The organism is Roseibium sp. (genome assembly GCF_051016195.1).
GTDB lineage: Bacteria > Pseudomonadota > Alphaproteobacteria > Rhizobiales > Stappiaceae > Roseibium.
On the sequence record NZ_CP134616.1, the window covers coordinates 2,764,476 to 2,791,410 of the forward strand.

General features: G+C 59.8%; 23 protein-coding genes. 3 read left to right on the plus strand and 20 right to left on the minus strand.

Annotation, left to right across the window (positions count from 1 at the left end; translation table 11 throughout):
* Nucleotides 1-86: 86 nt before the first annotated feature.
* Nucleotides 87-1,340 (plus strand): glycoside hydrolase family 3 protein, encoded by a 1,254-nt coding sequence (locus tag RDA78_RS12790; RefSeq protein WP_434055686.1) that lies wholly within the window; start codon nucleotides 87-89, stop codon nucleotides 1,338-1,340.
* Here the strand turns inward: RDA78_RS12790 and RDA78_RS12795 are convergent.
* From RDA78_RS12795 to hutI, 7 genes are all read right to left on the minus strand, one after another.
* Nucleotides 1,334-2,884, minus strand: coding sequence for a TRAP transporter large permease (locus RDA78_RS12795; protein WP_434055687.1), 1,551 nt, complete (start codon nucleotides 2,882-2,884; stop codon nucleotides 1,334-1,336). The two genes, RDA78_RS12790 and RDA78_RS12795, sit on opposite strands and share 7 nt — an antisense overlap.
* Nucleotides 2,881-3,384, minus strand: a complete 504-nt coding sequence (locus RDA78_RS12800; protein WP_434055688.1) for a TRAP transporter small permease subunit — start codon at nucleotides 3,382-3,384, stop codon at nucleotides 2,881-2,883. The genes RDA78_RS12795 and RDA78_RS12800 overlap by 4 nt, the downstream gene beginning before the upstream one ends.
* A 205-nt stretch (nucleotides 3,385-3,589) precedes the next feature.
* Entirely contained in the window at nucleotides 3,590-4,687 is a 1,098-nt protein-coding gene (locus RDA78_RS12805) for a TRAP transporter substrate-binding protein (protein WP_434055689.1), read from the minus strand.
* A gap of 50 nt (nucleotides 4,688-4,737) precedes the next feature.
* A complete protein-coding gene (hutU, locus tag RDA78_RS12810) occupies nucleotides 4,738-6,411 on the minus strand; it encodes a urocanate hydratase (protein ID WP_434055690.1) in 1,674 nt (557 codons plus the stop codon).
* The gene (gene hutG / locus RDA78_RS12815; protein WP_434055691.1) at nucleotides 6,408-7,238 is read right to left on the minus strand and encodes an N-formylglutamate deformylase; all 831 of its coding nucleotides are present in this window, start codon (nucleotides 7,236-7,238) and stop codon (nucleotides 6,408-6,410) included. The genes hutU and hutG overlap by 4 nt, the downstream gene beginning before the upstream one ends.
* Nucleotides 7,235-8,788: a histidine ammonia-lyase gene (gene hutH / locus RDA78_RS12820; protein WP_434055692.1), complete on the minus strand. Its 1,554-nt coding sequence runs from the start codon at nucleotides 8,786-8,788 to the stop codon at nucleotides 7,235-7,237. The genes hutG and hutH overlap by 4 nt, the downstream gene beginning before the upstream one ends.
* Nucleotides 8,785-9,990, minus strand: a complete 1,206-nt coding sequence (hutI, locus tag RDA78_RS12825) for an imidazolonepropionase (RefSeq protein ID WP_434055693.1) — start codon at nucleotides 9,988-9,990, stop codon at nucleotides 8,785-8,787. Before hutI ends, hutH begins: the two co-directional genes overlap by 4 nt.
* An 80-nt stretch (nucleotides 9,991-10,070) precedes the next feature.
* Here hutI and RDA78_RS12830 point away from each other — a divergent pair, with 80 nt between their 5' ends.
* Both RDA78_RS12830 and RDA78_RS12835 read left to right on the plus strand, forming a co-directional pair.
* A complete protein-coding gene (locus tag RDA78_RS12830; RefSeq protein ID WP_434055694.1) occupies nucleotides 10,071-11,450 on the plus strand; it encodes a formimidoylglutamate deiminase in 1,380 nt (459 codons plus the stop codon).
* 9 nt (nucleotides 11,451-11,459) lie between these two features.
* Nucleotides 11,460-12,161 (plus strand): GntR family transcriptional regulator, encoded by a 702-nt coding sequence (locus tag RDA78_RS12835; protein WP_434055695.1) that lies wholly within the window; start codon nucleotides 11,460-11,462, stop codon nucleotides 12,159-12,161.
* A gap of 29 nt (nucleotides 12,162-12,190) precedes the next feature.
* Here the strand turns inward: RDA78_RS12835 and RDA78_RS12840 are convergent, their stop codons facing one another.
* The 13 genes from RDA78_RS12840 to RDA78_RS12900 all read right to left on the minus strand — a co-directional run bounded on the left by RDA78_RS12840 (nucleotide 12,191) and on the right by RDA78_RS12900 (nucleotide 26,870).
* Nucleotides 12,191-12,733, minus strand: coding sequence for a TlpA family protein disulfide reductase (locus RDA78_RS12840; protein WP_434055696.1), 543 nt, complete (start codon nucleotides 12,731-12,733; stop codon nucleotides 12,191-12,193).
* A 139-nt stretch (nucleotides 12,734-12,872) separates the two neighbouring features.
* Nucleotides 12,873-14,378, minus strand: a complete 1,506-nt coding sequence (locus tag RDA78_RS12845) for a mannitol dehydrogenase family protein (RefSeq protein ID WP_434055697.1) — start codon at nucleotides 14,376-14,378, stop codon at nucleotides 12,873-12,875.
* Nucleotides 14,379-14,381: 3 nt separating this feature from the next.
* The gene (locus tag RDA78_RS12850) at nucleotides 14,382-15,155 is read right to left on the minus strand and encodes an L-iditol 2-dehydrogenase (protein WP_434055698.1); all 774 of its coding nucleotides are present in this window, start codon (nucleotides 15,153-15,155) and stop codon (nucleotides 14,382-14,384) included.
* Complete coding sequence (locus RDA78_RS12855) at nucleotides 15,152-16,156, minus strand: ABC transporter ATP-binding protein (protein ID WP_434055699.1); 1,005 nt, start codon at nucleotides 16,154-16,156, stop codon at nucleotides 15,152-15,154. Before RDA78_RS12855 ends, RDA78_RS12850 begins: the two co-directional genes overlap by 4 nt.
* An 11-nt stretch (nucleotides 16,157-16,167) precedes the next feature.
* Nucleotides 16,168-16,998 carry a carbohydrate ABC transporter permease gene (locus RDA78_RS12860; RefSeq protein ID WP_434055700.1) on the minus strand — a complete coding sequence of 277 codons (831 nt, stop codon included), beginning with the start codon at nucleotides 16,996-16,998 and terminating at the stop codon, nucleotides 16,168-16,170.
* Nucleotides 16,999-17,010: 12 nt separating this feature from the next.
* Nucleotides 17,011-17,877 (minus strand): carbohydrate ABC transporter permease, encoded by an 867-nt coding sequence (locus RDA78_RS12865; protein WP_434055701.1) that lies wholly within the window; start codon nucleotides 17,875-17,877, stop codon nucleotides 17,011-17,013.
* A gap of 122 nt (nucleotides 17,878-17,999) precedes the next feature.
* Nucleotides 18,000-19,304, minus strand: coding sequence for an ABC transporter substrate-binding protein (locus tag RDA78_RS12870; protein WP_434055702.1), 1,305 nt, complete (start codon nucleotides 19,302-19,304; stop codon nucleotides 18,000-18,002).
* Between the two features lie 85 nt (nucleotides 19,305-19,389).
* Nucleotides 19,390-20,421, minus strand: a complete 1,032-nt coding sequence (locus RDA78_RS12875; RefSeq protein WP_434055703.1) for a LacI family DNA-binding transcriptional regulator — start codon at nucleotides 20,419-20,421, stop codon at nucleotides 19,390-19,392.
* Between the two features lie 210 nt (nucleotides 20,422-20,631).
* Nucleotides 20,632-21,300: a DUF1523 family protein gene (locus RDA78_RS12880; protein WP_434055704.1), complete on the minus strand. Its 669-nt coding sequence runs from the start codon at nucleotides 21,298-21,300 to the stop codon at nucleotides 20,632-20,634.
* On the minus strand, nucleotides 21,300-22,694 hold the full coding sequence (locus RDA78_RS12885) for a DUF6638 family protein (protein ID WP_434055705.1): 1,395 nt from the start codon (nucleotides 22,692-22,694) through the stop codon (nucleotides 21,300-21,302). The genes RDA78_RS12880 and RDA78_RS12885 overlap by 1 nt, the downstream gene beginning before the upstream one ends.
* On the minus strand, nucleotides 22,691-24,640 hold the full coding sequence (locus RDA78_RS12890) for an ATP-binding protein (protein WP_434055706.1): 1,950 nt from the start codon (nucleotides 24,638-24,640) through the stop codon (nucleotides 22,691-22,693). Before RDA78_RS12890 ends, RDA78_RS12885 begins: the two co-directional genes overlap by 4 nt.
* Before the next feature lie 9 nt (nucleotides 24,641-24,649).
* Nucleotides 24,650-25,783, minus strand: coding sequence for a hypothetical protein (locus tag RDA78_RS12895; protein ID WP_434055707.1), 1,134 nt, complete (start codon nucleotides 25,781-25,783; stop codon nucleotides 24,650-24,652).
* A gap of 10 nt (nucleotides 25,784-25,793) precedes the next feature.
* Nucleotides 25,794-26,870 carry a hypothetical protein gene (locus RDA78_RS12900; protein WP_434055708.1) on the minus strand — a complete coding sequence of 359 codons (1,077 nt, stop codon included), beginning with the start codon at nucleotides 26,868-26,870 and terminating at the stop codon, nucleotides 25,794-25,796.
* Nucleotides 26,871-26,935: the final 65 nt, after the last annotated feature.

Genomic DNA, 26,935 nt, shown 5'->3' on the forward strand with positions numbered 1-26,935 from the left:
CCTACCTTATAGCGGAGGCTGTTAGTCGAACGTTCGGTGTGGAATCCAAAAAGGTTGTTCACTCGCATTGAAGATCTGAGACCGGTATGAGGGCCTGCTTCAGGATCCTGGCGATCGCTGTTCCTGTGTGTGCGTCGGTCGTAATCGCGCATAACCCTGTGCGGCCCGCGAGTGCGGCTGAAGTCTCGGTTGGGACCGCGGTGCCCCTGGAAGCGGTCCCGGTCAGACAGAAGATCGGCCAGATGATCCTTGTCGGGTTCGTCGGAAACTCGCCTTCCAGAACCGGTGTCAGACGGGTTCTGGAGCAACTTGAGGCCGGCGAAATCGGCGGCGTTCTTTATCTCGGGCGTAACCTCAAGAACAAGCAGACCGTTCAACGTATGAATGCGGCTTTCCGGGAGGCCGCGCCCGCTGCGTTGCCGCCGCTGATTGCCATCGATCAGGAAGGTGGGCGGGTGCAGCGTCTGAGAGGCCGGGACGGGTTTCCGGAAACGCCGTCGGCAAAGCAAATTGCGCGAAAGGGAAGCCCGAACGACGCGGAGAGCACCTATCGTGTTCTTGCCAAAAATCTTGCAGACTGGGGCTTCACCCTCACCCTCGGTCCGGTCGTGGATGTCGATGCAAACCCGCGCAATCCGATCATCGGCAGGCTGGGCCGGTCCTATTCGTCCGATCCGAAACGGGTCGCAGCTTTCGGCGCGGCCTTTGTGTCCGCGCACAGGGCGCAAGGTATTCTGACCGCGCTCAAGCATTTTCCGGGGCACGGATCAAGCCTGAGAGACAGTCACAAGGGCGCGGTCGATATCACGAGGACGTGGTCGCAAGACGAACTGATCCCGTTCCGGGAACTCATCGCCGACGGCATGGTCGACCTCGTCATGACGGCGCATGTCATCAACCGCACGATTGAGCAGACAGGCAAGAATGTCCCCATGTCTCTTTCGAGAGATGCGCTTGCCGGAATGCTGCGCGGTGACCTCGGTTTCACCGGCGTTATCATCTCAGACGACATACAGATGGATGCAATCCGATGGAATTTTTCCTTGCGGCAAGCCGTTCTGAAGGCGGTCATGGCGGAGACCGATATTCTGCTCTTTGCCAATGACAAGCGTCCGGACCCCGGGATACCTCGAAAGGTTGCCGACATTCTTGAGACGGCAGCGAAGAATGATCCGGACCTGGCGCGCAAGATCGACGCCGCCTATAGCCGGATTGTGACCCTCAAGAGCCGTCTGCTTGCTTCAGCAGAAATCAGCCTTGATGCCTCACAACTTCTGACCGGCACGCACACCGCGATCGTCGAAGGTGAACATTTATGCGCGCTTGAACCGGCTCAGTAGAGCGAACGAGGCAGCCAGGTGGCAAGGATCGGGAACAGCCACAAGATCGCGACGGCGACTGCCTGCAAGGCGATGAAAGGCACGACGCCGCGATAGATCTGGCCGGTCGTGATTTCCTTCGGCGCGGCACCCCTCAGATAGAACAGCGAAAAGCCGAATGGCGGGGTCAGGAACGAAGTCTGCAGGTTGATCGCGATCAGGACGGTCAGCCAGATGGGATCGATCCCCATCAGGATGAGCGGCGGGATCAGAACCGGCAGCAGAATGACGGAGATCTCGACGAAATCGAGGAAGAATCCGAGCACGAACACGAACAGCATCGCGAAAATCAGCGCCCCTGTCGGACCGCCGGGCATTTCGTTGAGGATCGCATGCACCCGGTCTTCCCCGCCGAGGCCGACAAAGACCAGGGAGAAGAAACTTGCCATCAGGATGGTGGCAAAGATCATCGACGTGACGGTCAGCGTCGACAGCAGCGAAGCTTTCAGGAGCCCGTCGCGGAAGGCGGCCCACAGGATGCGGAGCACGACAACAAGCGCAAAGACGGCAAGTCCCGCATAAAGCGCGGCAAGCAGGTAACCGGTGAAAGTGACATCGGAACGCTGCAGGCGCACCGGCAAAAATGTGGCGGCAACGGCCAGGACGAGAAGGGCCAGCGTCGCAAGTATGATCAGATTTGTCGACACACCCAGACGCCGGCCTGCGAGCAGGATCGCGCCGATCGCGCCAACCGAGGCGGCCTCGTTCGGAGAGGCGATGCCGCCGAGGATTGAGCCGAGTACGGCAAAGATCAGGAGAATGGGCGGAACAATCGCGGCGATGATTTCCCGGACCGACGGCTGGTCGACGTCTTCGCGCATCGCCGGTGCATCGCCGGGAAAAAGCCTGGCGCGCCCGAGAATGTAGACACAGTACACCACCACCAGCAGCAAGCCGGGCACCATCGCCGCGGCAAAGGTCTGGCCGACGGAAATGGTTTCTATGGTGAACTTTCCCTGTGCATATTGTGCCTGCTGGAAGGCGTTCGACATGACGTCGGCCAGGATGATCAGAAGCGTCGAAGGCGGTATGATCTGGCCGAGCGTTCCTGCCGTGCAGACCATGCCGGAGGCGAGCTTCGGGTCATAGCCGTTGCGCAGCATGGTGGGCAGGGCGATCAGACCCATCGCGACAACGGTTGCGCCGACAATGCCTGTCGATGCTGCCAGAAGCGCGCCGACAAGCACAACCGAGACGCCGAGACCCCCGTTCATGCGGCCGAACAGGCGTCCCATGGTTTCCAGAAGTTCTTCCGCGATCCGGCTTTTTTCCAGAATGACACCCATCAGCACAAACAGCGGGATTGCTGTCAGGACAGGATTGATCAGGACGCCGAAAAACCGCTGACCCATCGCGCCCATAAGCTGGATGTTGAAGTCACCCAGCATCCAGCCGAGCAGCGCGAAGCCCGTCGCGACGCCCGCAATCGTGAAGGCAACCGGGTAGCCGAGCAGGATGAAGGCAATCAGCGCACCGAACATGATGAGGTCGAGTGGCAGGGTCATGCCTCCGTCCCCTTCAGCTTGACGACATCGCGGATGAAGGCCGCGGCGCCCTGAATGAGAAGCAGGACGCAATAGGCGGGGATTAGTGTTTTCAGGAGATAGGACGCGGGAATGCCGCCGACCGAGATCGGTCCTTCCATGATCGCCCAGCTGCCGCGCACATAGGGCCAGGAAAACCAGATCAGCAGAATGAGCGCCGGCGTGGGCAGAAACAGGTGCCCGAAAAGATCAATCCAGGCCTGGGTCCGTTCGGTGCACTCTGCGTAAAAGATGTCGACGCGCACATGCGCATTGACGAGGAAAGTGTAGCCCGCACCGAGCATGAACAGGCTCGCATGCAGATAGAGCACACCCTCGTCCAGAAAGATGTAGCTGTAGCCGAAGACGTAGCGCAGCAGAACGATCACGAATTGCAGAAGCAGCATGGCGAGTGCCGCCCAGCACAGTATGTTGCCTATCAATGAATTGACGCGCTCCAGCGCACCCGCCAGTCGTTCCATTGCGGTTGAACCTGCCTTTTGTTGCCTGATCCGTTCCTGTGTCGTCGTTCCAGGGCTGGGCCCTGCAATCCATTCCGTCACCATGCCGCGATTCTGAAGCGGAGAGAAAGCGGCTTGGATCCCTGCCTTGGCAGGGATGACAAAAGGCACTCAGAGGGACCCGTGGGTCCCTCGCTCTTTCGAAATCAGCCTTCTGAACATCACGCTAGTCGTACTTGTAATCGAGCAGACGCGCGTTCATCTGGCCGTTGTCGGCGTAAGGCATGTATTCGTGCATCAGCTTGCGATAGGCGAGGAAGCTCTCGGTGATGCGCTTGATCAACTCGTCATCGCTGGCACGCAGGTCGGCGATGACTTCGCCTGCCGCGTTGCCCATCGCGACGATGACCTCGTCGGGCAACTTGCGCACCATCACGTCATGCTCGTTGACGAGCTGGGTGAGCGCCTGCGCGTGCTTGGTGTTGTACTCGGTGAGAACATCGTTGTAGAGGCTCGCACATGCATGGGAGACGGCCGCCTTGAGGTCGTCGGGCAGGTCGTTATAGGCGTCCAGATTGACGGCGCATTCTTCGGCGGAAGACGGTTCGCCGACACCCGGCCAATAGTAGTTCTTGGCTATCTGGTAGTAGCCGAGCGCGCTGTCTGTCCACGGGCCGATGAACTCGCCCGCATCGAGCGCGCCGGACTGCAGTGCCTGGAACATGGCCGGCCCGCTCATCGCCTGAACCGCCATGCCGAGCTTGGAGCACATTTCCGATGCGAGGCCCGTCGAACGGAACTTCAGGCCTTTCAGATCATCGACGCTGCTGATCTCGGTGCGGAACCAGCCGGCCCATTGCGGGCCGGAGTTGCCGCAAAGGAATGGCTTGAGATTGAAGCCGCCATAGATCTCGTCATAGAGCGCCTGGCCACCGCCATGGATGAGCCAGCCGGCCTGTTCCGGTGCCGTCAAGCCGAAAGGCTGCGAGCCGAACAGCAGAATGCCCTTGGATTTCGATCCCCAGTAGGCCGGAACTGCGTGATAGAGTTCCGCCGTTCCCTGGCCAACCGCGTCGAAGACGCCGTTTCCGGGGACGATTTCGCCTGCAGCAAACAGCTTGACCTCGATGCGTCCGCCGGAAAGTGCCGTGATGCGGTCGGCAAGCATTTGCGCGGCGACGCCGGGTCCCGGCAGGTTTTTCGGCCACGCGGTGACCATGCGCCACTGGCGGATGTCCTGCGCAACGGCGGGTGCAGCCAGTGTCGTGGCCGCAACGGCGGCGGTACCGGTCGCACCGGCTTTCAGAAAATCACGTCTTTTCATCGTTCTACCCCTCGATTCGAATTTGGGTTCGGAGTGTCCTGCCGTGGTTTTTATTCCTCCAAGATTCCCGGCAGGTTAAGCCCCTGTTCTTTCGCGCAGTCGAGCGCGATTTCGTATCCGGCATCGGCATGACGCATCACGCCGGTGGCCGGGTCGTTCCAAAGCACGCGTTCGATCCGGCGTGCAGCATCTTCGCTGCCGTCACAGCAGATGACCATGCCTGAATGCTGTGAAAAGCCCATGCCGACGCCGCCGCCATGATGCAGCGACACCCAGGTCGCGCCGGAGGCGGTGTTGAGCAACGCGTTGAGAAGCGGCCAGTCGGAAACGGCGTCCGAGCCGTCCCGCATCGCCTCCGTTTCGCGGTTGGGCGAAGCAACGGAACCGGAATCAAGATGATCGCGGCCAATGACGACGGGCGCTTTCAATTCCCCCGTTCTGACCATCTCGTTGAAGGCGAGGCCGAGCCGATGGCGCTGACCGAGGCCGACCCAGCAAATCCGCGCGGGCAGTCCTTGAAACGAAATGCGGTCCCGTGCCATGTCCAGCCAGTTATGAAGGTGCGTATCGTCCGGGATCAGTTCCTTGACCTTTGCGTCGGTGCGGTAAATGTCCTCCGGGTCGCCCGACAGGGCACACCAGCGGAAGGGGCCTATGCCGCGGCAGAACAGCGGGCGGATGTAAGCCGGTACGAAACCGGGGAAGGCGAAGGCGTTTTCAAGTCCTTCTTCCAGCGCGACCTGGCGGATGTTGTTGCCATAGTCCAGCGTCGGCACACCCTGGTTCCAGAAGTCGACCATGGCGGCAACATGAACCTTCATCGACGCCCGTGCGGCTTTCTCCACGGCCTTGGGGTCCGCTTCGGCCTTCGCACGCCATTCGGCGACGGTCCAGCCTTGCGGCAGGTAGCCGTTGACCGGATCGTGCGCGGAGGTCTGGTCGGTCACGATGTCCGGCTTGACGCCGCGCCTGACCAGTTCGGGAAAGACATCTGCCGCGTTGCCGATCAGGGCAACGGATTTGGCCTCACCTGCCTTCGTCCAGCGCTCGATCAGCGCGAGGGCTTCGTCGAGAGAATGTGTCTTTTCATCCACGTAGCGCGTGCGCAGCCGGAAATCGGCGCTTTTCTCGTCGCATTCGACGGCCAGGCAACAGGCACCGGCCATGACCGCTGCCAAGGGCTGTGCACCGCCCATGCCGCCGAGGCCGCCCGTCAGGATCCATCGGCCTTTCAGATCGCCGCCATAGTGCTGACGGCCCGCTTCCATGAAGGTTTCATAGGTGCCCTGAACGATGCCCTGCGTGCCGATATAGATCCACGAACCGGCCGTCATCTGGCCGTACATCGCAAGACCTTTCTTGTCGAGTTCGTGGAAATGGTCCCAGTTGGCCCAGTTCGGCACAAGGTTCGAATTGGCGATCAGAACACGCGGAGCGTCCTTGTGGGTTTTGAACACGCCAACCGGCTTGCCAGACTGGACCAACAGGGTTTCGTCCTCTTCGAGCTGCTTGAGACTTGAAACGATCCTGTCGAAATCGTCCCAGGTCCTGGCCGCGCGGCCGATGCCGCCGTAAACCACAAGTTCATGCGGGTTTTCAGCGACATCCGGATGGAGATTGTTCATCAGCATGCGCAAGGGTGCTTCGGTCAGCCAGGACTTGGTGTTCAGCTCCGTGCCCGTCGGGGGATAGACGTCGCGGGCATTGTGTCGGCGATCGTTCATGATGCGCTCCCTGGATGGTCTTTGGTTTTTCGGGCAAGCGCCGGCGCGAGGGCTGCAAGTGCTTCGAGGATGTCCCCGAGGTGCGACCGGAGCCGCTCCGCCTTGCCTTCGTCGTAGTCGAAGGGCGTGTCTTCGCTTGACAGATGCGTCTTCTGGGCAAGTTCCATCTGGATGGCGTGGATGCCCTGATCCGGTTTGCCGTAGTGGCGCGTTGTCCAGCCACCCTTGAAGCGACCGTTCAGAACAGATGTGTACCCGGCGGCATTTTGGGTCCGCTCAAACACAGCGGTCTCTATCTGCGACGCGCAGGTCGCGCCGCTGTTTGTTCCGGTGTTGAAATCGGGCAGCGTGCCTTCGAACAGATACGGCACGAGCGAGCGGATCGAATGGCAGTCGTAAAGGATCGCGACGCCGTGTCTGGCACGGACGCGCTCAAGTTCGCTTTGCAGTGCGGAATGGTAGGGAGCATGCCAGGCGAGACGCCGGGCTTCGATCTCCTGATCCCCGGGAGCTTCACCCTCCTTGTAGATCGGTCTGCCGTCGAAGTCCGTTGTCGGGCAGAGCGTTGTCGTGTTCTGGCCGGGGTAGAGACTGACACCTTCCGGGTCGCGGTTGGCGTCGATGACATAGCGATGGAAGTTGGCCCGCACCATCGTTACGCCGGGCAGCAAACCCGTGTAGAGCTTGTCCACGTGCCAGTCGGTGTCGGCAAGTTTCTGTCCAAGAAGGGTGAGGCGCTGCCAGATATCTTCAGGAACGAAGGTGCCCGAGTGCGGCACACCCAGAACAACAGGTCCATCGCCTCTTGTTACCTCAAACGGGGTCATGCGCCGCTCCCAGTCTCCAGTCTGATGATGTGTTCGTTTGAGACGGCGGAAACGAGGCTGCGGGTGCGCACAAGATCCGCCGCCGTCTCGAGGTCGGGGGCGAGATACCGGTCCGCGTCGAGATGCGGAACCTTCGGCCGCAGTTCGCCGATTACGGACTGCAAGGCAGGGCTGGTCTTCAGTGGGGCCCGGTGTTCGATCCCCTCAACCGCGCACAGAAGTTCCACACCCAGAATGTGTGCCAGGTTCGCGTTCATGCGGCCGAGCCGTCGCGCCCCATGCGCGGCCATGGAGACGTGATCCTCCTGGTTTGCGCTGGTAGGTGTGGAGTCCGTCGAACAGGGATTGGCCAGGTGCTTGTTTTCACTCATGAGCGCCGCCGTCGTGACCTCCGCAATCATCAGGCCCGAGTTGAGCCCCGGATCCCTGGCGAGGAAGGGCGGCAGATCGAAGGATAGTGTCGGATCGACCATCAGGGCGATCCTGCGCTGGGCAATTGCCCCGAGTTCGGCAACGGCGAGCGCTATCTGATCGGCAGCAAATGCGACCGGTTCCGCATGGAAATTGCCGCCCGACACGATCCTGTCCGCATCAATCAGGACAAGCGGATTGTCCGTTGCCGCGTTGGCTTCGATTTCAAGGGTCGTCGCCGCCATGCGCAAAAGGTCGACACACGCACCGGCAACCTGTGGCTGGCACCTTATGCAATAAGGATCCTGAACGCGGGTGTCACCGTCGCGATGGCTTTCACGGATTTCCGACCCGGTCATGATCTGCCGCATGGCCCTTGCCACTTCGATCTGACCGCGGTGGCCGCGCAACTCGTGGATTTCCGGCAGCAACGGGGCAGTCGATCCCATGATGGCGTCGGTGGAGAGGCTTGCGGTAATCAGCGTTGCTTCCGCGAGGCGCCAGCTGTCGAACAGGGCGACAAGTGCGCAGGCGGTGGAAAACTGGGTTCCGTTGATCAGGCCCAGCCCCTCCTTGGGGCCAAGGACAACGGGATTCAGGCCGGCCTTTTCAAGGGCGTCCCTGCCCGCAAGCCGCTCGCCCGCGAACGTGGCTTCGCCTTCGCCGATGAGAACGGCGGTCATATGCGCAAGCGGGGCAAGGTCGCCCGAGGCTCCGACCGACCCTTGCGAGGGCACGACGGGCGTCACGCCCTTTGTGAGGCATTCCTCGATCAGTTCCAGAACCTCGAAGCGCACACCCGAGGCTCCGCGCCCGAGGGACAGCAGCTTGAGTGCCATCATCAGCCGGGTCGTGGTTTCGTCCAGCGATTCACCGACGCCGCAGCAATGGGACAGGATCAGGTTGCGCTGGAGGGTTGCGGTGTCGCCGGCCGCGATCTTGACGCTGGCCAGTTTTCCGAAGCCGGTGTTGACGCCGTAGACGGCCTCGTCGCCACCCGCTGCACGCGCAACACGTTCCGAGGCCTGACGAATGGCTGCTTCCGATGCCCGGTTGATGCGGACCGGAAGAAGTTCCCTGTAGACGCGCTCCAGTTCGGCGAGCGTGACACGGCCGGGATCCAGAGTGAGGCTGGTCATTGTGAGCCTCCGAAAATACGTTCTTTCAACGGATTGAAACCAATGCGGTAAGCGAGTTCCGCCGGATGTGAGACGTTCCAGATGGCCAGATCAGCCCGCTTTCCGGCTTCAAGCGTACCGCGATCGGAGAGACCCAGGGCTTTCGCTGCCTCCCGGGTGACACCGGCGAGGGCCTCTTCTGGCGTCATGTGAAACAGGGTGCAGCCCATGTTGAGGGTCAGGAGCAGGGAGGCGAGTGGGGAAGAGCCGGGATTGCAATCTGTCGCGAGCGCGATCGGCACCTTGTGTTCGCGCAGGAGTTCGACCGGGGGCATCTGCGTTTCGCGCAGGGTGTAGAACGCACCCGGCAACAGCACCGCCACACTTCTGCTCCCTGCGAGTGCTTCGACGCCCGTTTCGGAGAGATATTCCAGATGGTCGGCTGAAAGCGCTCCATAGGACGCCGCCAGTTCGGCGCCGCCGAGATCGGACAGTTGCTCGGCATGGAGTTTGACAGGCAGGTTCAAATTCCGTGCCTTGTCGAAGACGCGGGCAATCTGTGTGGGTGAAAACGCGATGCCTTCGCAGAACCCGTCAACGGCGTCCACAAGGCCGGCATCATGCGCCGCTGCGAGCGCCGGAAGGCAGATCTCGTCCAGGTAGGCGTCCGCGTGGCCCTTGTATTCCGGCGGCACCGCATGGGCGCCCAGGAAACTCGTGCGGATCTCGACGGGTCTGAGGTCTGCGATTTTCCGCGCGGTGCGCAGCATGCGCAATTCGGTTTCCTGATCGAGCCCGTATCCGGACTTGATTTCCAGGGTGGTGATCCCCTCGGCAATGAGCGCGTCAATACGCACAAGTGCCTGTTCCAGCAGGGCGTCTTCAGTTGCAGCGCGCGTAGACCTGACCGTTGAAACGATCCCTCCACCGGCACGGGCAACCTCTTCGTATGTCGCTCCCTCGAGCCGCATCTCGAACTCGCGTGCCCGGTTGCCCCCGAAAACGACATGGGTGTGGCAGTCGATCAGTCCGGGCGTCACAACGCATCCGCCAAGGTCTTCCTTTGGCCAATCCGCAAATTCCGGCGCAAGGTCCGCTTCGGCGCCGACCCAGGTGATCACGCCATCCTCAAGCGCCAGCACGCCGTCCTCGACAAGGCCGTAGGGCGCATCAATGTCGGCAAATGTCGCCAGGCCGGCATTGGTCAGAAGGCGTCGGGTCAAGAATGATCTCCGGCTTGATTAGATTGCGTTATAAGATAATATGCATGCACATATTAACGTGTCAACGAGGGAAACGCGGTATGTCGACACGCGCCGGAACCAAAGTTTTTGCGGAGAAAGCGCTCCTGCCTCACGGGTGGGTGGAAAATGTCCTCGTTTCCATTTCCGAAAACGGATCGATCTCCGCGGTTGAGCAGGGGCAGGCACCGAGTGGAAAGCGGGTCGGCATACTTCTTCCGGCGCCGGTCAACCTGCACAGCCACGCCTTTCAGCGCGCGATGGCGGGCATGAGCGAACGGCGCGGTGAGGAAGTACGTGACAGTTTCTGGACCTGGCGACAGATCATGTTCAGGTTTCTCGATGCACTCGATCCGGACGACGTCGAGGCGATCGCAGCCTTCGTGCAGATGGAGATGCTGGAGGCCGGCTATGCGGGTGTTGGCGAGTTCCACTACCTGCACCACCAGCCGGGCGGTGTGCCCTACGACAATCTTGCCGAACTGTCGGTGCGGATTGTCGCCGCTGCCTCCGAAACCGGGATCGGTCTGACGCATCTTCCGGTGTTCTATCAGTATGGCGGGGTTGATCTACGCGCGCTCGGACCAGGTCAGATCCGCTTTGGCAACGATCCCGACCGGTTCGCAAGGCTGCATGAACAGGCGGCGGGTTCCTTGAAGGCGCTGGAGGCTGATGCTGTTCTCGGCGTTGCGCCGCATTCGCTTCGGGCCGTCTGCGAGGAGGGGCTTGCCGGAGTTGTTGCGCTTGCGGGCGAACGCCCTGTGCACATGCACCTTGCCGAACAGGTCGGCGAGGTGGAGGAACTGGTCGGCGCAAGAGGACAGCGTCCGGTCGCGTGGCTTCTGGAAAACCACGACGTTTCCTCGAACTGGTGCCTGATCCACTGTACCCAGATGATGCCGGAAGAGACGCTTGGCCTTGCCAAGTCAGGGGCGGTCGCAGGGCTTTGCCCGATCACGGAATCAAGCCTTGGCGACGGTATCTTTGATGGTGTTCGTTATCTTCAGGCCGGCGGAAGGTTCGGTATCGGCTCCGACTCCAATATCCGCATTTCGCTCTCCGAAGAATTGAGAACACTGGAATATTCGCAGCGGCTTCGGGACAAAAACCGGGCTGCCGTTGCGACACCGGAAAGGTCGACGGGACGCGTGCTTTTCGACGGGGCCGTTTCGGGGGGTGCCCAGGCGGCAGGGCGAAATGCGGGCAGGATCGCACAAGGGTGTTTCGCGGATCTCCTGGCGCTCGATGGCACGGCGATCGACCTGGAAGGGCGCGATGGCGATGACATTCTGGATGCGTATGTGTTTGCAGGCGATGACCGGATGGTAAGCGATGTCTGGTCCGCGGGCAGGCATGTTGTTTGCGGCGGAAAACATGTAAAAGGCGACGCGATCCGTGCGGCATACCGCGCAACGATGAAAAGGCTCAGAAACAGGCTATAAGGACGTGACTTGACGCTGACCGACACCAATTCCTGGACAGGTATCCGAGAGGTTCTCTTGCGCCGGATACACGACCGGATCTGGCAACCCGGGGAACAGATTCCCCATGAGGCCGATCTGGCGGAGGAATTCGGCTGTGCCCGCACCACCGTCAATCGCGCGCTTCGTGATCTCGCTGAAAGCGGTCTCGTGGTGCGTAAACGCAGGGCCGGCACGCGTGTCGCCGTCAATCCGCCGCAACGGGCAACGCTGACAATCCCCATTCTGCGAGAGGAGGTCGAGTCACTCGGACAGCCCTATCGCCACCTGATCCTGGAGCGGGACCTGCGGCCGCTGCCTCCGAAGCTGCACGGTGCGTTTCAGGTGTCTCTGGGAGACGATGTGCTGTTCCTGAAGACGCTTCACTTCGCGAATGAACGCCCTTATGCATTCGAAGAGCGCTACATCAATCTGGAGGCAGCTCCGGAGGCTCGCGACATGTCATTCAACGACATCAGCGCCAACGAATGGCTGGTGCACAATGCACCTTACAGCCATGGGGACCTGTCGTTTTTCGCAGTCAGTGCCGATCAGACCCTTTCCGGCAAGCTGGATGCGGAAGTGGGTGCAGCACTCTTCGCGATGGAGCGCATCACCTGGGCCGGGGAGCAGCCGATCACCCACGTCCGTCTGATCTTCGCGTCCGGATACCGGATGCGGACGGAGATTTAGAAGCGGCGCACCAGTGATCGAAGCCGTGCTCAAGACGTCTGACCGACGGACTTGATCCCGGCAATCATTTCAGGCGAATCCCAGACGCGTTCGCCGATCGCACCGAGCGCAACCTTGCCGTTTGCGTCCACGATATAGGTCACCGGCAAACCGCGCAGGAACCACTTTGACGGCATGTCCTTCTTGTTGTCGAGCAGGATCGCCATGCCTTCATGGTCGATCTGCTCAAGGAAGGCTTCGATCTTGTCCTGCCTGTCGCCGACATTGACGGCAAGGACCGCGTAGTCGTCAGTGCCGAGTTCGCGCCCGAGGCGCGCAAGCGTTGGCATTTCCTTGCGACAGGGCGGACACCAGGTTGCCCAGAACGAGACCACGACGGTCTTGCCGCGATAATCCTCAAGCTGATGGACCGCGCCAGTCAGATCCGGAATATTGAGCTCCGCATCAACGTTGAAGGCAGGTTCGGCCAGGCCGAGCGCTCTCAAATCCGTTTCCTGGGCAAATGAGGGTGTTCCCGTGACCGCGATGGCGGCGCTCCCAACCAGAATTTCACGACGGCTCAACCTGATCATTTCGGTACCCTGTTTCTGTCTGAATGATACCCGGCGCATCGCGCCAGCCAGACATCAGGTAATGTGTCGCCGCAAAAACGTCCCTACACGGTTATTCAATTTCCGGCGATCAGGTGCCGATGCTCACGTGGCTGGCCGGTCAGGCTGAACGCGGATGCGAGCCGCTTGTTGTTTCATTTGTCGGTGCGACATAGTCTGACAGCGTTGCCGCAACCCCCAAGGCGCGTATCCGGCCGGCAGCATCGTTGAACGCCGCCAGGAAAACCGGATCGTCTCCCAGTTGTCCGAAAAGATCCGGCATCTTTGCCGTCGTTGCACCGGAAAAGACGTCCTGCGCCCAGGCCTGCAGGACATCGGCATGCTCGTCCTCGACGCTATACCTTTGTCCGTTTTCGTCGTGTCCAAGGCAATACCGGCACCAAAGGGCGGTCTCGAGTGCCAGCCCGCCGACCGGCTGCCCTTGCTGCAACCGATCCTGGATCGACGGCAGGATGAATTTCGGCTGGCGGTTTGATCCGTCGAGGCAAAGCCGCGGGATGGTGTCGCCAACAGCCGAATTCGAAAAGCGTTCCATCACCGTTTCAAGATAGTCATGGAAACTGACACCGGGTATTGCGGGTACGGTCGGCAGGATCTCGTCCGTTTCCAGCTTCATAAGGTAGGAGCGGATGAGCGGGTCTGCCATGGCATCGTGAACGAAATGGTGACCAAGCAGGGCGCCCGGATAAGCAATCGCGGCGTGACCGCCGTTCAGGATGCGCAATTTCATGAGTTCGTAAGGCGCAACGTCCGAGACGAACTCGACGCCAACCTTCTCAAGCGCCGGGCGTCCGGCGGGGAATTTGTCCTCCAGCACCCATTGTCTGAAGGGTTCGCAGACGACCGGGGCGGCATCCTCCACGTCGAATGTTTCGCGGATGAGCGTGCGTTCGCGGTCCCCGGTGGCAGGCGTGATGCAGTCGACCATCCCATTCGGGAACGCGACGTTTTCCTCGATCCATCCGGCCACATCCGATGACATGGCGCGGGCATAGCCGACAACGGTCTGCTTCGCCATGTGGCCGTTCTCGGGCAGGTTGTCACAGGACATGACGGTGAAGGGGGAGACGCCTGCCGCTCTTCTTTTCATAAGGGCGGCAACCAGCACGCCGAAGACGGTCGACGGCGCTTCGGGGTTTTCGAGATCGGCCAGGATCTCCGGATGCGACACGTCGAAACCGCCGGAATTCGGATCGACGAAATAGCCCCCCTCGGTGATCGTGAGGGAGACAATCCTGATATCCGGCTGGCAGAGCCTGCCGATCAGAACGCCCGGATCGATGTCGATGAAGTCGATCATCGAGGCGCACACGTGGGCGCTGAGACCGTCCGGATCGAGTTCAACGATCGTGGTGAGCCAGTCCTGCGCCTGCAGTCTTTCCCGCATGGCCTTGTCGTAAGGCATGAGGCCCGCTCCCACGATTGCCCAATCATGACCTTCACCTGCTTCGAACAGCTTGTTCAGGTAAACCGCCTGGTGCGCCCGATGAAAATTGCCGACGCCGATATGAAGAATTCCGGCGGAAAGGGCAGATCTGTCGTAGGCCGGTTTCGCTATGGCGTCCGGAAGCAGGGAGAGCGCTGTCATGTTAAGCTTTGTTGTCATGGGTCAACTCATCCAGTTGCCACCGTCCACGTTGTAAGTCTGGGCCACGATGTAGTCGGCATCGGCTGACGCGAGAAAGACGGCCATGCCGCTCAGGTCTTCCGCCGTGCCCATCCGGCCGAAGGGCACGGATTTGCCGACGGCAGCCTTTTTCTCGCCTGGCGCGAGGCCCTCGTGTTTTGCGAAGAGCGCATCGACACCGTCCCAGTGCTCCCCGTCGACCACACCCGGTGCGATGGCGTTCACGTTGATGCCGTGCTCGATCAGATTGAGACCTGCCGACTGCGTGAGGCTGATGACGGCGGCCTTTGTCGCACAGTAGACGCCGACGAGAGGTTCGCCCCTTCGTCCCGCCTGGCTTGCCATGTTGATGATCTTGCCGCCCTGGCCGCGTTCTATCATCGATTTCGCAGCCGCCTGCATGGTGAAGAGCGTGCCGGCGACATTGATGTTGAACAGGCGGTCGTAGCTTTCCCGTGTGATCTCGACGATGGGTGCAAGGTCAAACAGGGCTGCATTGTTGATGAGGATATCGAGCCCGCCTGTTTTCTGCTCGACCGAGGCAACCGCGCTTTCAATGGCACTCTGGTCCGTGACATCGAGGTAGACGGCATAGGCCTGGGCTCCGATTTCAGCGGCACTTTCCCTTGCCCGGTCCATGTCGATATCACCAATCGCGACCGTTGCGCCTTCGCGGACATAGCGTTCCGCGAAGGCCTTGCCGATGCCGCGTGCGGCACCGGTGATCAGAGCTGACTTGCCCTCAAGACGCATCACGCAATCCTCAGCCCCTGATTGTCGAAGCGATGGATTTTGTCGGCCTCGGGTGTCAGGTGGACCGTGTCTCCGTGCCGGAAGGCGACCTCGCCGGTGGAGCGGACGGTGACAGGATCTTCAAGACCCTCCACATCGACGTAAAGGAACGTGTCAGAGCCCAGATGTTCCGAAACACCGACCTTGCCCGACCATTTGCCCTCGGTATGCGAAACCGAGATGTGCTCGGGACGGATGCCGATCGTCGCCGCATTGTATTCGGCGGAGAAGGCTTCCATCATGAAGTTCATCTTGGGCGATCCGATGAAGCCGGCGACAAAGCGGTTGCGTGGCGTGTGGTACAACTCGAGCGGTGACCCCACCTGCTCGATAACACCGGCCTGCAGAACGACAATCTTGTCGGCCATGGTCATGGCCTCGACCTGGTCGTGGGTGACGTAGATCATCGTCGTCTTGAGGGTCTGGTGCAGCTCGGAAATTTCCAGACGCATGTTGACACGCAAAGCCGCATCGAGGTTCGAGAGCGGTTCGTCGAAGAGGAAGGCGGCGGGTTCGCGCACGATCGCCCGGCCGATGGCCACACGCTGACGCTGACCGCCCGACAGCTGGCCGGGTCGCCGTTCCAGGTAATCCGTCAGGTTCAGCACCTTGGCGGCCGCATTCACCTTCTTGTCCTGTTCGGCCTTTTCGAGACCGGCCATCCTGAGCGGAAAAGCGATGTTCTTGCGCACCGACATATGCGGATAGAGCGCGTAGGACTGGAACACCATGGCAAGGCCGCGTTTGGCCGGCGGGACTTCGGTGGCATCCCTGCCGTCAATGTCGATAACGCCGCTGGAGATGTCTTCAAGACCGGCGATCAGGCGCAGCAAAGTGGACTTGCCGCATCCGGACGGTCCGACGAAGACAACGAACTCGCCATCGTCGATACGCAGGTCCAACGGAGGGATCACCTGGACGTCGCCGAAGCTCTTGGTGATCTGATTGAGAGTGATCTGACCCATGTCGGGAACTCCTATTTGACCGCGCCGAATGTCAGGCCGCGTACGAGTTGTTTCTGGCTGAACCAACCAAGAATGAGGATCGGTGCGATCGCCATGGTCGATGCTGCGCTCAGTTTTGCGTAGAACAGGCCTTCAGGACTGGAATAGCTGGCGATGAAGGCCGTGAGCGGTGCCGCCTTCGCTGCCGTGAGGTTCAACGTCCAGAAGGCTTCGTTCCATGCCAGGATGACGTTGAGCAGCAGCGTGGAGGCGATCCCAGGTATGGCCATTGGCGTCAGGATATAGAGGATCTCTTCCTTCAGCGTTGCGCCGTCCATACGGGCTGCTTCGAGGATCTCCCCCGGGATTTCCTTGAAGTAGGTGTAGAGCATCCAGACGATGATCGGCAGGTTGATCAGCATGAGCACGATCGTCAGACCGATGCGGGTATCCAGCAGACCCAGCTCAATGAAGAGCAGGTAGATCGGATACAGCACCCCGACTGCGGGCAGCATCTTCGTGGAGAGCATCCACATCAGGATGTCCTTGGTGCGCTTGGAGGGCACGAAGGCCATGGACCAGGCAGCGGGGACGGCGATGATGAGGCCGAGGACCGTTGATCCGCCGGCAATGATCACCGAGTTCCACAGGAAGCGCATGTAGTCGGAGCGCTCCTGAACGACCGCGTAGTTTTCCAGAGTCCAGTCGAAGAACAGGAACAGGGGCGGATCGTTGATTGCCTGGGCTTCGGTCTTGAAGCTGGTCAGGATGGTCCAGAGGATCGGGAAGAAGATCAGCAAACCGATTGCCCAGGCGGCGACCGTGTTGATCGTCTTCCGGCGGGTGGTTACAGCACGTGACATGTCGTTCCCTCCTCAGGTGTCCAGGTTCTTGCCGACGATGCGCATCAGGAAGATGGCAACGATGTTGGCCAGGATGATTGCGTAGACGCCGCCAGCGGATCCAAGGCCGACATTCTGACTTTCCAGCACGCGCTGGTAGATCAGGTAAGTCAGCGTCCGTGTACCGAACGCGCCACTGGTGGTCACGAAGATTTCCGCAAAGATCGCGAGCAGGAAGATCGTCTGGATAAGAAGCACGATGGTGATGGCGCGCGACAGGTGCGGCAGGGTGATATAGGCGAAGCGGGAGAGCGGCGGTGCGCCATCCATCTCGGCAGCCTCAAGCTGTTCGCTGTCGAGCGACTGGATCGCCGTCAGAAGGATCAGCGTTGCAAAGGGCAGCCACTGCCAAGAGACGATCAGGATAATCGAGAACAGCGACGCATCGCTGAGCCATTCGACCGGCTGCGCCCCGAAGGCTTTCCACAGATGTGCGAACAGCCCATTCACCGGATCCATGAACATGTTCTTCCAGACGAGGGCCGAAACCGTCGGCATCACGAAGAACGGTGCGATTACGAGGATGCGGACGACACCCTGGCCCCACATCGGCTGATCGAGAAGGATCGACAGCAGAATTCCGAAAATGATGGTGATGGCCAGGACGCCACCGACGATGATCAGTGTTGTCTGCACGCTTGGCCAGAAGGCGCTCGATGAAACGAAGCGTACATAGTTTTCGAAACCGACCCATCCGAGATCACCACCACGCAGTGGCAGGTATCTCTTGAAGGAAAAGACCAGGGTCATCGTGAGGGGGATGAGCATCCAGCCGAGCAGTAGGATGACCGCAGGAGCCATCATGATGCGCGCGGCGGAGCGTGAATGCTGCGTAGCCATGGATACACCTTCTCTGTTGACGGCAGCAAGACTACCGTGTCGAGCGGAGCGATGAGATGTAGGGGCTTAATTAAAAAGGGAGGGCGGAATATCTTCCGCCCTCCCAAGTGGGGAGGAAAAACTTAGTAGCCGGCGGCTTCCATTTCCTCGGCGGTGTTCGCCTGAGCTTTCGACAGGGCTTCTTCCACGGTCTGCTGACCAGCGACCATTGCAGAGAACTCCTGTCCGGCAGCCGTGCCGATGCCTGCCCATTCCGGAATTGCGACATACTGGATGCCGACATAGGGAACCGGCTGAACGGTCGGGCTGTCAGGATTGGCGGCGTTGATGCTTTCGAGCGTCATCGCAGCAAACGGGACCTTCTGGTACTCCGGATTTTCGTAGAGCGACGTCCGCGCACCCGGAGGAACGTTGGCCCAGCCTTCCTTGGACGCAACCAGCTCGATGTATTCCTTCGAGGTCGCCCATTCGATGAACTGCTTGGCAGCAGCTTCCTTCTGGGTACCGGCCGGAATTGCGAGCGCCCACGCCCAGAGCCAGTTTGCACGCTTGTCGACACCTTCCTTGTTCGGCGCCAGCGCGAAGCCGACACTGTCAGCAACGGTGGAGTCGTTCGGGTTGGTCACGAAGGATGCCGCGACCGTCGCGTCGATCCACATGCCGCACTTGCCCTGCTGGAACAGCGCGAGGTTTTCGTTGAAACCGTTGGTCGATGCGCCCGGAGGCCCATAGTTGTTCAGAAGGTCGTTGTAGAAGGTAACAGCGTCCTTCCACTCCGGTGTGTCGAGCTGAGGCTTCCAGTTCTCGTCGAACCAGCGTGCACCGAAGGAGTTGGCAACGGTGGTGATGAACGCCATGTTCTCACCCCAACCGGCCTTGCCGCGCAGGCAGACGCCGTAAATCTCGTTGTCCTTGTCGGTCATGGCCTTGGCAGCGGCTTCAACGTCGCTCCAGGTCGGTGCATCGGGCATCGTCAGACCGGCTTTTTCCATCAGGTCCGTGCGATACATGATCATCGAGGATTCGCCGTAGAACGGTGCAGCATAGAGTGTGCCGTCATGGCTGAGACCGGCGCGCATTGCCGGCAGAATGTCATCCGCGTCGTAACTTGCCGGCAGATCCGCCAGAGACACGAGCCACTCGTTGGCCGCCCAGATCGGCGTTTCGTACATGCCGATGGTCATGATGTCGAACTGACCGCCCTTGGCGGCAACGTCCTGTGTGACGCGCTGGCGCAGCACGTTCTCTTCGAGTGTGACCCACTCGACCTCATGTCCGGTTTTCTTGGTGAAGTCGTCCGCCAGACCCTGCATGCGGATCATGTCACCGTTGTTCACGGTGGCGATGGTGATCGTGTCTGCGAAAGCGCTGGTAGTCGTGATCAAAGTAAGTGCGGTGACCGCACGTAATGCGTTCTTCAAATACATCCTATGTCCTCCCTGGCTTGGATGTTGAAGAGAGCCTGAGGCATAAATTGGCTGGCGTCAAGAAAAAATTTGCGCGCGTAAAATTTTAGGCAGACGCGCGTAGAATAAGTCGTGCTGTGAAAAGGGTTTCCTGGCGATCGCTGAATGCCCCGCCGGCCTCGATCAGGTCCATCAGGGTGCTGAATGCATGGTTTGCGACCGAGTCATAATCATGCGCGGCTGTGGTCAAGGAAGGGCAGGTAAAGCGGGAAAACGGATGGTCGTCATGCGATGCAACGCGAAGCGCGCAGCCTTCTCCGCGGCCGACCCTGAGGCCTTTTTCGTAACACGCCGACAAAAGTCCGATCGCCAGACGGTCGTTGCTGCACAGGACGGTATCGGTCGGGAAGCCGCTCACTTCCAGAATGCGCATGGCGCCCTCGTGTCCGATCTCCTCAAATGCCCAGCCTTCGCCGTCGACCCGGACGACGTGGGGTTCAAGCCCCAGCTTTTCCATGGCCTCGATATAGGCGATCCTGCGCTTGTTGGCATTCGGGTTCGCCGGTGTCTTCATCTCAAAAAAGCAGGGCGGCTCGCCGGACCGCGTGAGATATTCCACGGTTTGTGACACAAAACTGAAATTGTCCGAGCCCACAAAGGCCTCACCGATGCCATCCAGATTACTGTCGAACAGAACGGTCGGTACGTCCTTGCAGAACTTTTCGATGGAGCTCCGGTCGGACGCGCGACCCAGCGGAGCCAGCAGCACACCGGCCGGTTTCAGCGACCGCAGGCTGTTGAGGATGTCATTTTCCAGGGATTGCTGACCGTGCGCACTGAACAGGATCGGCCAGTAGCCGGCGTCCAGGCAGCGGTGCTCGATGTTTCGCGCAATCTCGGCAAAAAACGGGTCGGCAAGATAGGGCACGACAATGCCGACATTCTTGGTCAGGCGCCGATTCTGGTTGATTGCGAATATGTTGGGGCGGAAGTCGTAGCGCTCAAGCGCCTGCTCGATGCGGTCCCTTGTTGATTGCCGCACGCTCTCCGGGTCGTTGAAATACTTCGAAACGGTCGGCCTTGAAATGCCGCTGACGGAAGCAAATTCTTCCATATTTCTGATTTTGCGTTCCGTCATATGTCCGCCCTGACACTCCGCCCTAGATTTCCGATTCCAGGTTGCTGCCTATTACATCATCGGCGCATCTGAAACTTTCCGCGTGTAAAATTTTTTATGAACAGTGAAACTTTCCACCGGATTGGTCAAGTCACATCGATCCGGAGCGGCAAAATCGCACCGGTTGCTCACGTCAATCGCCTTGACGCGAGTGGTCCGCGCGATTTGCGGTCAGCCGAACCAGCGTTTGAACCAGCGGCGGAATCCGGAAGTGGCTGCGGTCGCGTGTTTTCCCGCCTGGGCGCGCGCCTGCTCCGCGTTTTCACCGACATCATCCATGAAGCCATCGATGTTTTCGACAACCGGGTCGATGCGGTTGCGCTTGAAGGCCTGGACGACACGGAAGACCATGTAGGCAATGGCGGCCAGAACCAGAAAGAAGATGATGTTGAACCAGGGTATCAGGAAAGCGCTCGGCCCTGACACTTCCTGTATGCTGATGATGTTCGGAAAAATCGTGAAAAGCTGGATCCGCCAGCCATAGTGCGTGACCGCGACCCAGACTTCCCCATCCTTCTTTGCAAGATCCTGTGCCTGTGCAGTGACGTTTGAACTGTTGAACTTGAGGTAGGGCGGCCAGCGCCATTCGGTGTCTTCGTTGCGGTAGACCCTGGGCTCACCGTTCGGCCACACCGCATTTATGAACCGGACGTCGCGCGTCCAGTTCGGGTTCGTTCCCGCGTCCGGAGCGGCCCAGAAAAGCGAAGACGACCCGATATCCATGCGCTTGACGTCTGTCCCGACGATGCGCACGACATCACGGCCTGGAAGCGTGTAATGCGCGAACAGGACGATGATCAGCACCAGGGGAATACCGACGATCCATTTAATGTATTTCATCAGTCGTCGTCGTCCTCGTCGTCGTCATCATCATCGTCGTCATCGTCTCGATGCCTTGGAACGGCGCCCCAGGGGCCCATGCCCTTGCCGAAACCGTAATCCGATGGATCGGTGTCTTCGTTCATGCCGGGTTCCGGGCCGAACAGTTCGGTTCGCGTCCCGACCTTGTCGACAACATACTCCTCGGCAAGGAACTGGGCTGCATAGGTTTTCTTGGCGTCACTCCAGCCCTGGTAGTGAGCATAGAACGCATCCTTGTGACAGATAAAGAGCTGACGGAAATCAAGCGGCGTCAGCTGCGCCAGCAGCATGTTGACGAGCTGCTTGTCGCGGTGACCGGCTGAGCGCAGAAGGTAGAAATAGGCGGGATCGTCGTAGCTGAGCTGAGGCGGTCGACCTCCCTTCGACAAGGCGCGGACATAGCGCTCAAGGGTGTGATAGGCGTCGGGCAGATCCTTGTGATGGCGGCGCTTGAGGGCGCGAAGGTCGCGCCGCGAGACGTCGGACAGGTCCTCGCCGTTATTTGCCGCCGTATCGATAACGATGAAATCGAGCTTCTGCCTCAAGATGCTTTCGGCGCGAGACTTGCCTGCACTTGCGATCGGTTCTGCAAGTTTGTTCTTCGACAGGAACGAGGCAATCTCACGCCGATCCTGGAGAGTCAGAACGTACCTGACCGGCAGGTCGGCAACGATGTCGAGTTTTTTTGCCGAGATGCAGGCTGTGCGTTTCACAGAGCGGAAAATATACAGACCGCCATAGTGGCTGGTGTAAAAGTTGCCTTGCTCGAAGCTCTGCGTTTCGAGCGCAATCGGTGTCCGGATAATGTCGCCGGCGTGCTTGGAGAGTTCGACCATCTCGGCAATCAGGACGTCATCCCACCACCCGTCCGGTTCGCTCATGAAGCGGTTGATCTTGTCCGTGAGCTCGTCGCCTGCCTCGACATGCCCGCCAACCGTGTCCGCTTCCACGTCGATCGAGCGGATGTCGAACAGATCGAGCGGGGAGCCGATAGAAAACACCGTGTTGACCAGTTCGCCGACGACCGCATCGCGAATGGAAAGCGCGAACAGCTGGTCTTCATTCTCGTCGATGAACCGCCGGAGGATCGATCGGGATGTCGAGAAATGGGCGTTGAGAAGCGGGGCGGTCTTCTGGGCGACGTTCAGGAGAATGAACTGGCGATTGCATCCGTTCGGGTTGAGATACAGGGGATCATTCAGTTCTTCCCCGATCTCCGGTGAAAAGCCTGAAATGTCGATATGGAATTCCGGCAAGGACGTCCGCTTGCCGGTCAGGTGCTCCAGCGCGCGATTGTAGCGGTTCACCATGGAGGGGGACGTCACCTCCACAAGGTTGCCGTACATCAGCCCGTGTTTCACAAGCCTCATCATGTGCGCGACTGTTCCATGTAACGGCGTTTGGCTTCTTCCATGCGCTGCATCTCGCGGACAGCGTTGTCGATCGCGACTTCGTCCGATTTGTCGGCGTAGCGGAACTCACTGTCGGCGTAGCGGTTGATTTCCTGGATCACCATGTCGATCGTGATCGGCTGCGCCAGATCGGCGATCATGCTCTTCTTGGTCTCATAGTTCTTGAAAAGGAACAGATCCGGGTTTTCCATCCATTCGTCGGGCAGCTCGAAATCCATCGCCCGGACCTTGACGGCATCGGTGATGTTCTTGATGGCCCGGCCCGTGAAGCGTTCGTCGGCCTCCTGGATCGCCTTAAGGTAGGCGCCGATCTTTGCGATCGTGTCAAAGTCTCCGATGCCGCTGCTGATCTTCTCATAAACCCTGATCAGCGCGTCTTCCTTGGGTCTTGAGTGACTTTCATAGGACGCGGCGACGGCCTTCTGGATCACCTGCGCCTCGAAGAGATCGTGATCGCCGACGGGGATCGCGTGGTTCTTGCCCATCAGGAGGTAGAGAATGTCGATATAGTCTTCGCGGGTCTGGGGGCCGTCGACGAGGAACCGGGCACCTGCCCGCTGGCGCAGGGCGTCATCCACGTTTTCCGGGTAGTTGGAAAACATTCCGAAGGTGCAGTTGCCGCGCACGACGGTGTTGGCACCGGCGAAACTTTCCATGAGAACAGCGGTGATTTCCAGTTGGCCCGCCGAGGACTGACGGTCACCGCGCTTACCGGCGAGCTGATCGATATCGTCGATCGTGCCGAAGCCGATGACATTCGGATCCGTCACGTTCCTGATGAAGGCTTTGGCGTTCTGAGCGGACTTGCCCTGGTAGCTGTCGATGCTGTCCGTCGACAGGTTCTGATAGCGGAATGCGTATCCGGCGTTGGTGCAGTAATCGTTGATCAACCCCGCCATCATCTGGATGAGGGTGGTCTTGCCGGTGCCTGGCTTGCCGTCGCCCATGAAAGTGAAGATGAACCCGCCGAGTTCCGCGAACGGATTGAGTTTCCGGTCGAAATCATAGGCCATCAGCATCTTGGCGAGTTTCATGGCCTGATACTTGGCGATGTGATTGCCGACGACCTCTTCCGGCTTCTTGAAGGCCATGGCCAGCGTTGTCGACCGGGCGCGGGCAGCCGGCGTGAAGCCGGTGATTTCGAAATTGTCGGCCTCCACCCGGTAGCGTGCATCGGAAAAGGACTGCAGCAGCTCCGCGCCTTCGGCCCGGAGCGTGACCTTCTCCATAAGCTGTTCGCAGTAGGACATGATCAGGCTGACCAGTTGCGCGTCGGTATCGATGGAGGCAGACGCGATCTCCTGGTCGAGTTCCCACAGCGCGCCGTGCAACGCGAGCTGGTCATTGTCGAGCAGTATTTCCTCGACCTCGCCGCACTGGACTTCGCTCGCCTCCGTGTCAGCGGCAAGACCGGACAGCAGGAAATCCATCATGTTGGCGAAGACGTGCAGCGAAATCAGGGCCGACGCCGAGAGCAACTGCTGGAACCGGTCTTTCTGGGACGCGTCCAGCGTCCCGGCCAGATTGGCCCGCTTCTGGTCGGACAGCCCGGTCTGTTCGGCATACTGGTCCGACATCACCTGGGCAACGGACAGGGACCGTCGCAGGGCGCGCAGCACGCTTGCCTGCAAGGGTGTCGTCAGGGCGTCGTCGTCGCTCTCCAAAACCCGTTCGGCAAGCTGCACGCCTTCCGGCCGTGCCGTGGAGCGTGTGACAAGACCCGGTGTCGTTGAACGAAACCTGCGCCGCGTACCCAGATCCGGCGAGCGTTCCCGGACAACATCCGGTTCCCGTTTCGCGGCGATGCGCGGCGTGTGGTCGAACCCCGAGATCAGTGCTTCGGCAGCAGCGTATTTCTCGAGGATCTTTTCTTCCTTCAGTTCCATAAGGTCGTTGGAAACGGTCACGATGGAAACCTATTTGTAGCTGAGAATTTTGCCGCTTGGACTGACGGCGTATTTGCGAATGTTGTTGAAGCCCGACGGGTTCAACTCTTCCAGAACCTGGTAGGGGCGCTGGGGGAGTATGAGGGAACGCCGCCTGCTGGTGTGCCCGGCAGCATCCTGGGCGCCATCCCCCGTGGCCGAAAACGGATCCAGATCGTAGACCTGACGTTCGACGGAAGAAAAGAAGCCGGTGGATTCCATTTCGGTGCCCGAGGCGATCAGCGTCTCGGTGGTCCAGGCAAGCGCCCAGTCCTCCCCCGGTTTCTGACCGGCCTGCGCCAGGACGTCCCGGAGCGGACCGGATTGCTGCGTGAACGTGTGGCTGTACATCGGCCCGACATAGAAGCGGCGCAGCCGCTTGGGATGCAGATCATCGAAGTCGTGGTCAAAACCGCGCGCAATCGTCAGGAGCTTCAGGCCCGCCGACGACTGGGACGTCAAGTGTCCCTGGACGCGGGGCCAGCGCCGTTCGTCCTTTGCCAGGGGTCGTCTGCCGCTGTCCTCAAGATCCATGACATAGATCAGCGGTATGTTCTGCTGACTGTCGTAAACCCCCCAGTGGACACGGTACTTCCGGCGCTTTTCGCTGACATTGCCAGTCCATGCGATCCGCGGATCGTTGCGAGCCCAGAAGAGGGGGGAGCCCGTCAGCTGCTCGTAGTACTGTCGCTCGGATGCGGCAAACTGGAGATTGACCGGCGACGACTGCTCCCGAAGGATATGGTTCACCATCGCGATCTTGAGATCGCGCATCGCCGGCAGGGACCTCAGATGATTGTCCGCCTGCATGGCGTCATTGGCCATCTCCAGCAGTTCCTGGTAAATCGGGAAGCCGCTGTCCTGCCGGTCTATGCTCAGGAGATTGGGCAACTTGTCCGAAACCCGCCCGGCAAGCAGATACTTGTAGGAGAGCGCCGTGAAGGTGCCCGCAAGTGCCTGAAGATATTCCTTGAGGATCGGGATTTCGGAGTAGAGTGCCGTGTCTTCCGACACGACGCTGTCCGCAACGCCCTGCAAGTGCGAGATGATGCGCTCGAACTTGGCGAAGTAGCGCCGTGTTTCATGCGCCTCTTCCAGGGTTCTGTGATCGAGGGTCAGATCCAACGTTCAGCCCTCAGGCTCCGTAGGCGTTCTTGTCGTGCTTGTCGACAATCTGCTGGAAGCGGCGGGCGAAACGCTCATCCGATTTCGCTTTCTCTTCCAGAACCTTGCGCGCGAAGACCATATGATCTTCATGAGCTTCCATCATGTCGGCCATGCGCTGGTTCGTCGCCGATCCGATGGCCGCCATCGCGGATTGCGCTTCCTTGTCCGTCGCAACGCCGATCTCGTTGATCTTGTGCGCAACGTCCTGCTGCTGTGCCGTCTTCAGAGATTTCACCAGTGCGTCATAGAGCACGACGCGCTGTTTGGTGTCCGTCTGTAGCTTGTTGATCAACACCATCTGGGTTGCGGCCTGGTTCTGCAGGCTATCGACCCAGGTCTTGCCTTTCTCGATGTAGCGCTCGAGCGTCTGGCTTTCGGCAAGCTTGACCTGCTCTTCCTGGGCCAGCCGGTTGTACTCGGAGTTCAGCTCCGCAAGCTCGGATTCAAGCTTGGTACGCGCCGCTGCATCGGTTTCGACCGAAATCTTGTTCTCAAGGGCGATGATCTTCGGATCCATCGCCACGAGTTGCTCCTTGATGCTTTCAAGGCCGGAAACGGTCTGTTCGCGCTGGCTGAGCGTTTCACTGAGATTGCCTTCAACGCGCTTGCTGTGTTCGTTCAGCGTGTTGAGCTGATCCTGCAGCAACTGGCCGATGACATTCGACTTGGAGATCAGGTCCTGCAGCTTGTCATCGATGCTGGCGCTGCGCATGCGTTCCTGGCGAATGCTGTCGGACCGCGCCTTGGAGAAGATGCCGATGAAGCTTTCCCAACCGGTTTTCGAGCGCATGGCGTCGAAATCCTTGGAGAAGTTCGCGGTCACGTCATCAAGACCCATGATGAGCTCGGCGATATTCGCGCCCATGAGTTCGGTATGAGAATGCACATCGTCCAGCGTCGCGTTCTCGATGTCGATTGAAATATCCTGGCCGGAATCCAGCTTGGATCTTGCCGTTTCGATCTTGGAAGTCAGTTCGCTGATCTTTGCCTTTGCCGCAGCGACTTCCTGTTTGGATTTTTCAATTTTCGCGCTGAAATCCGCCATGTGCCCCTTCCCGAATATCAAACAATGTAACGGCCTCTATGTAGCGACTGTTTGTAGAAATACAA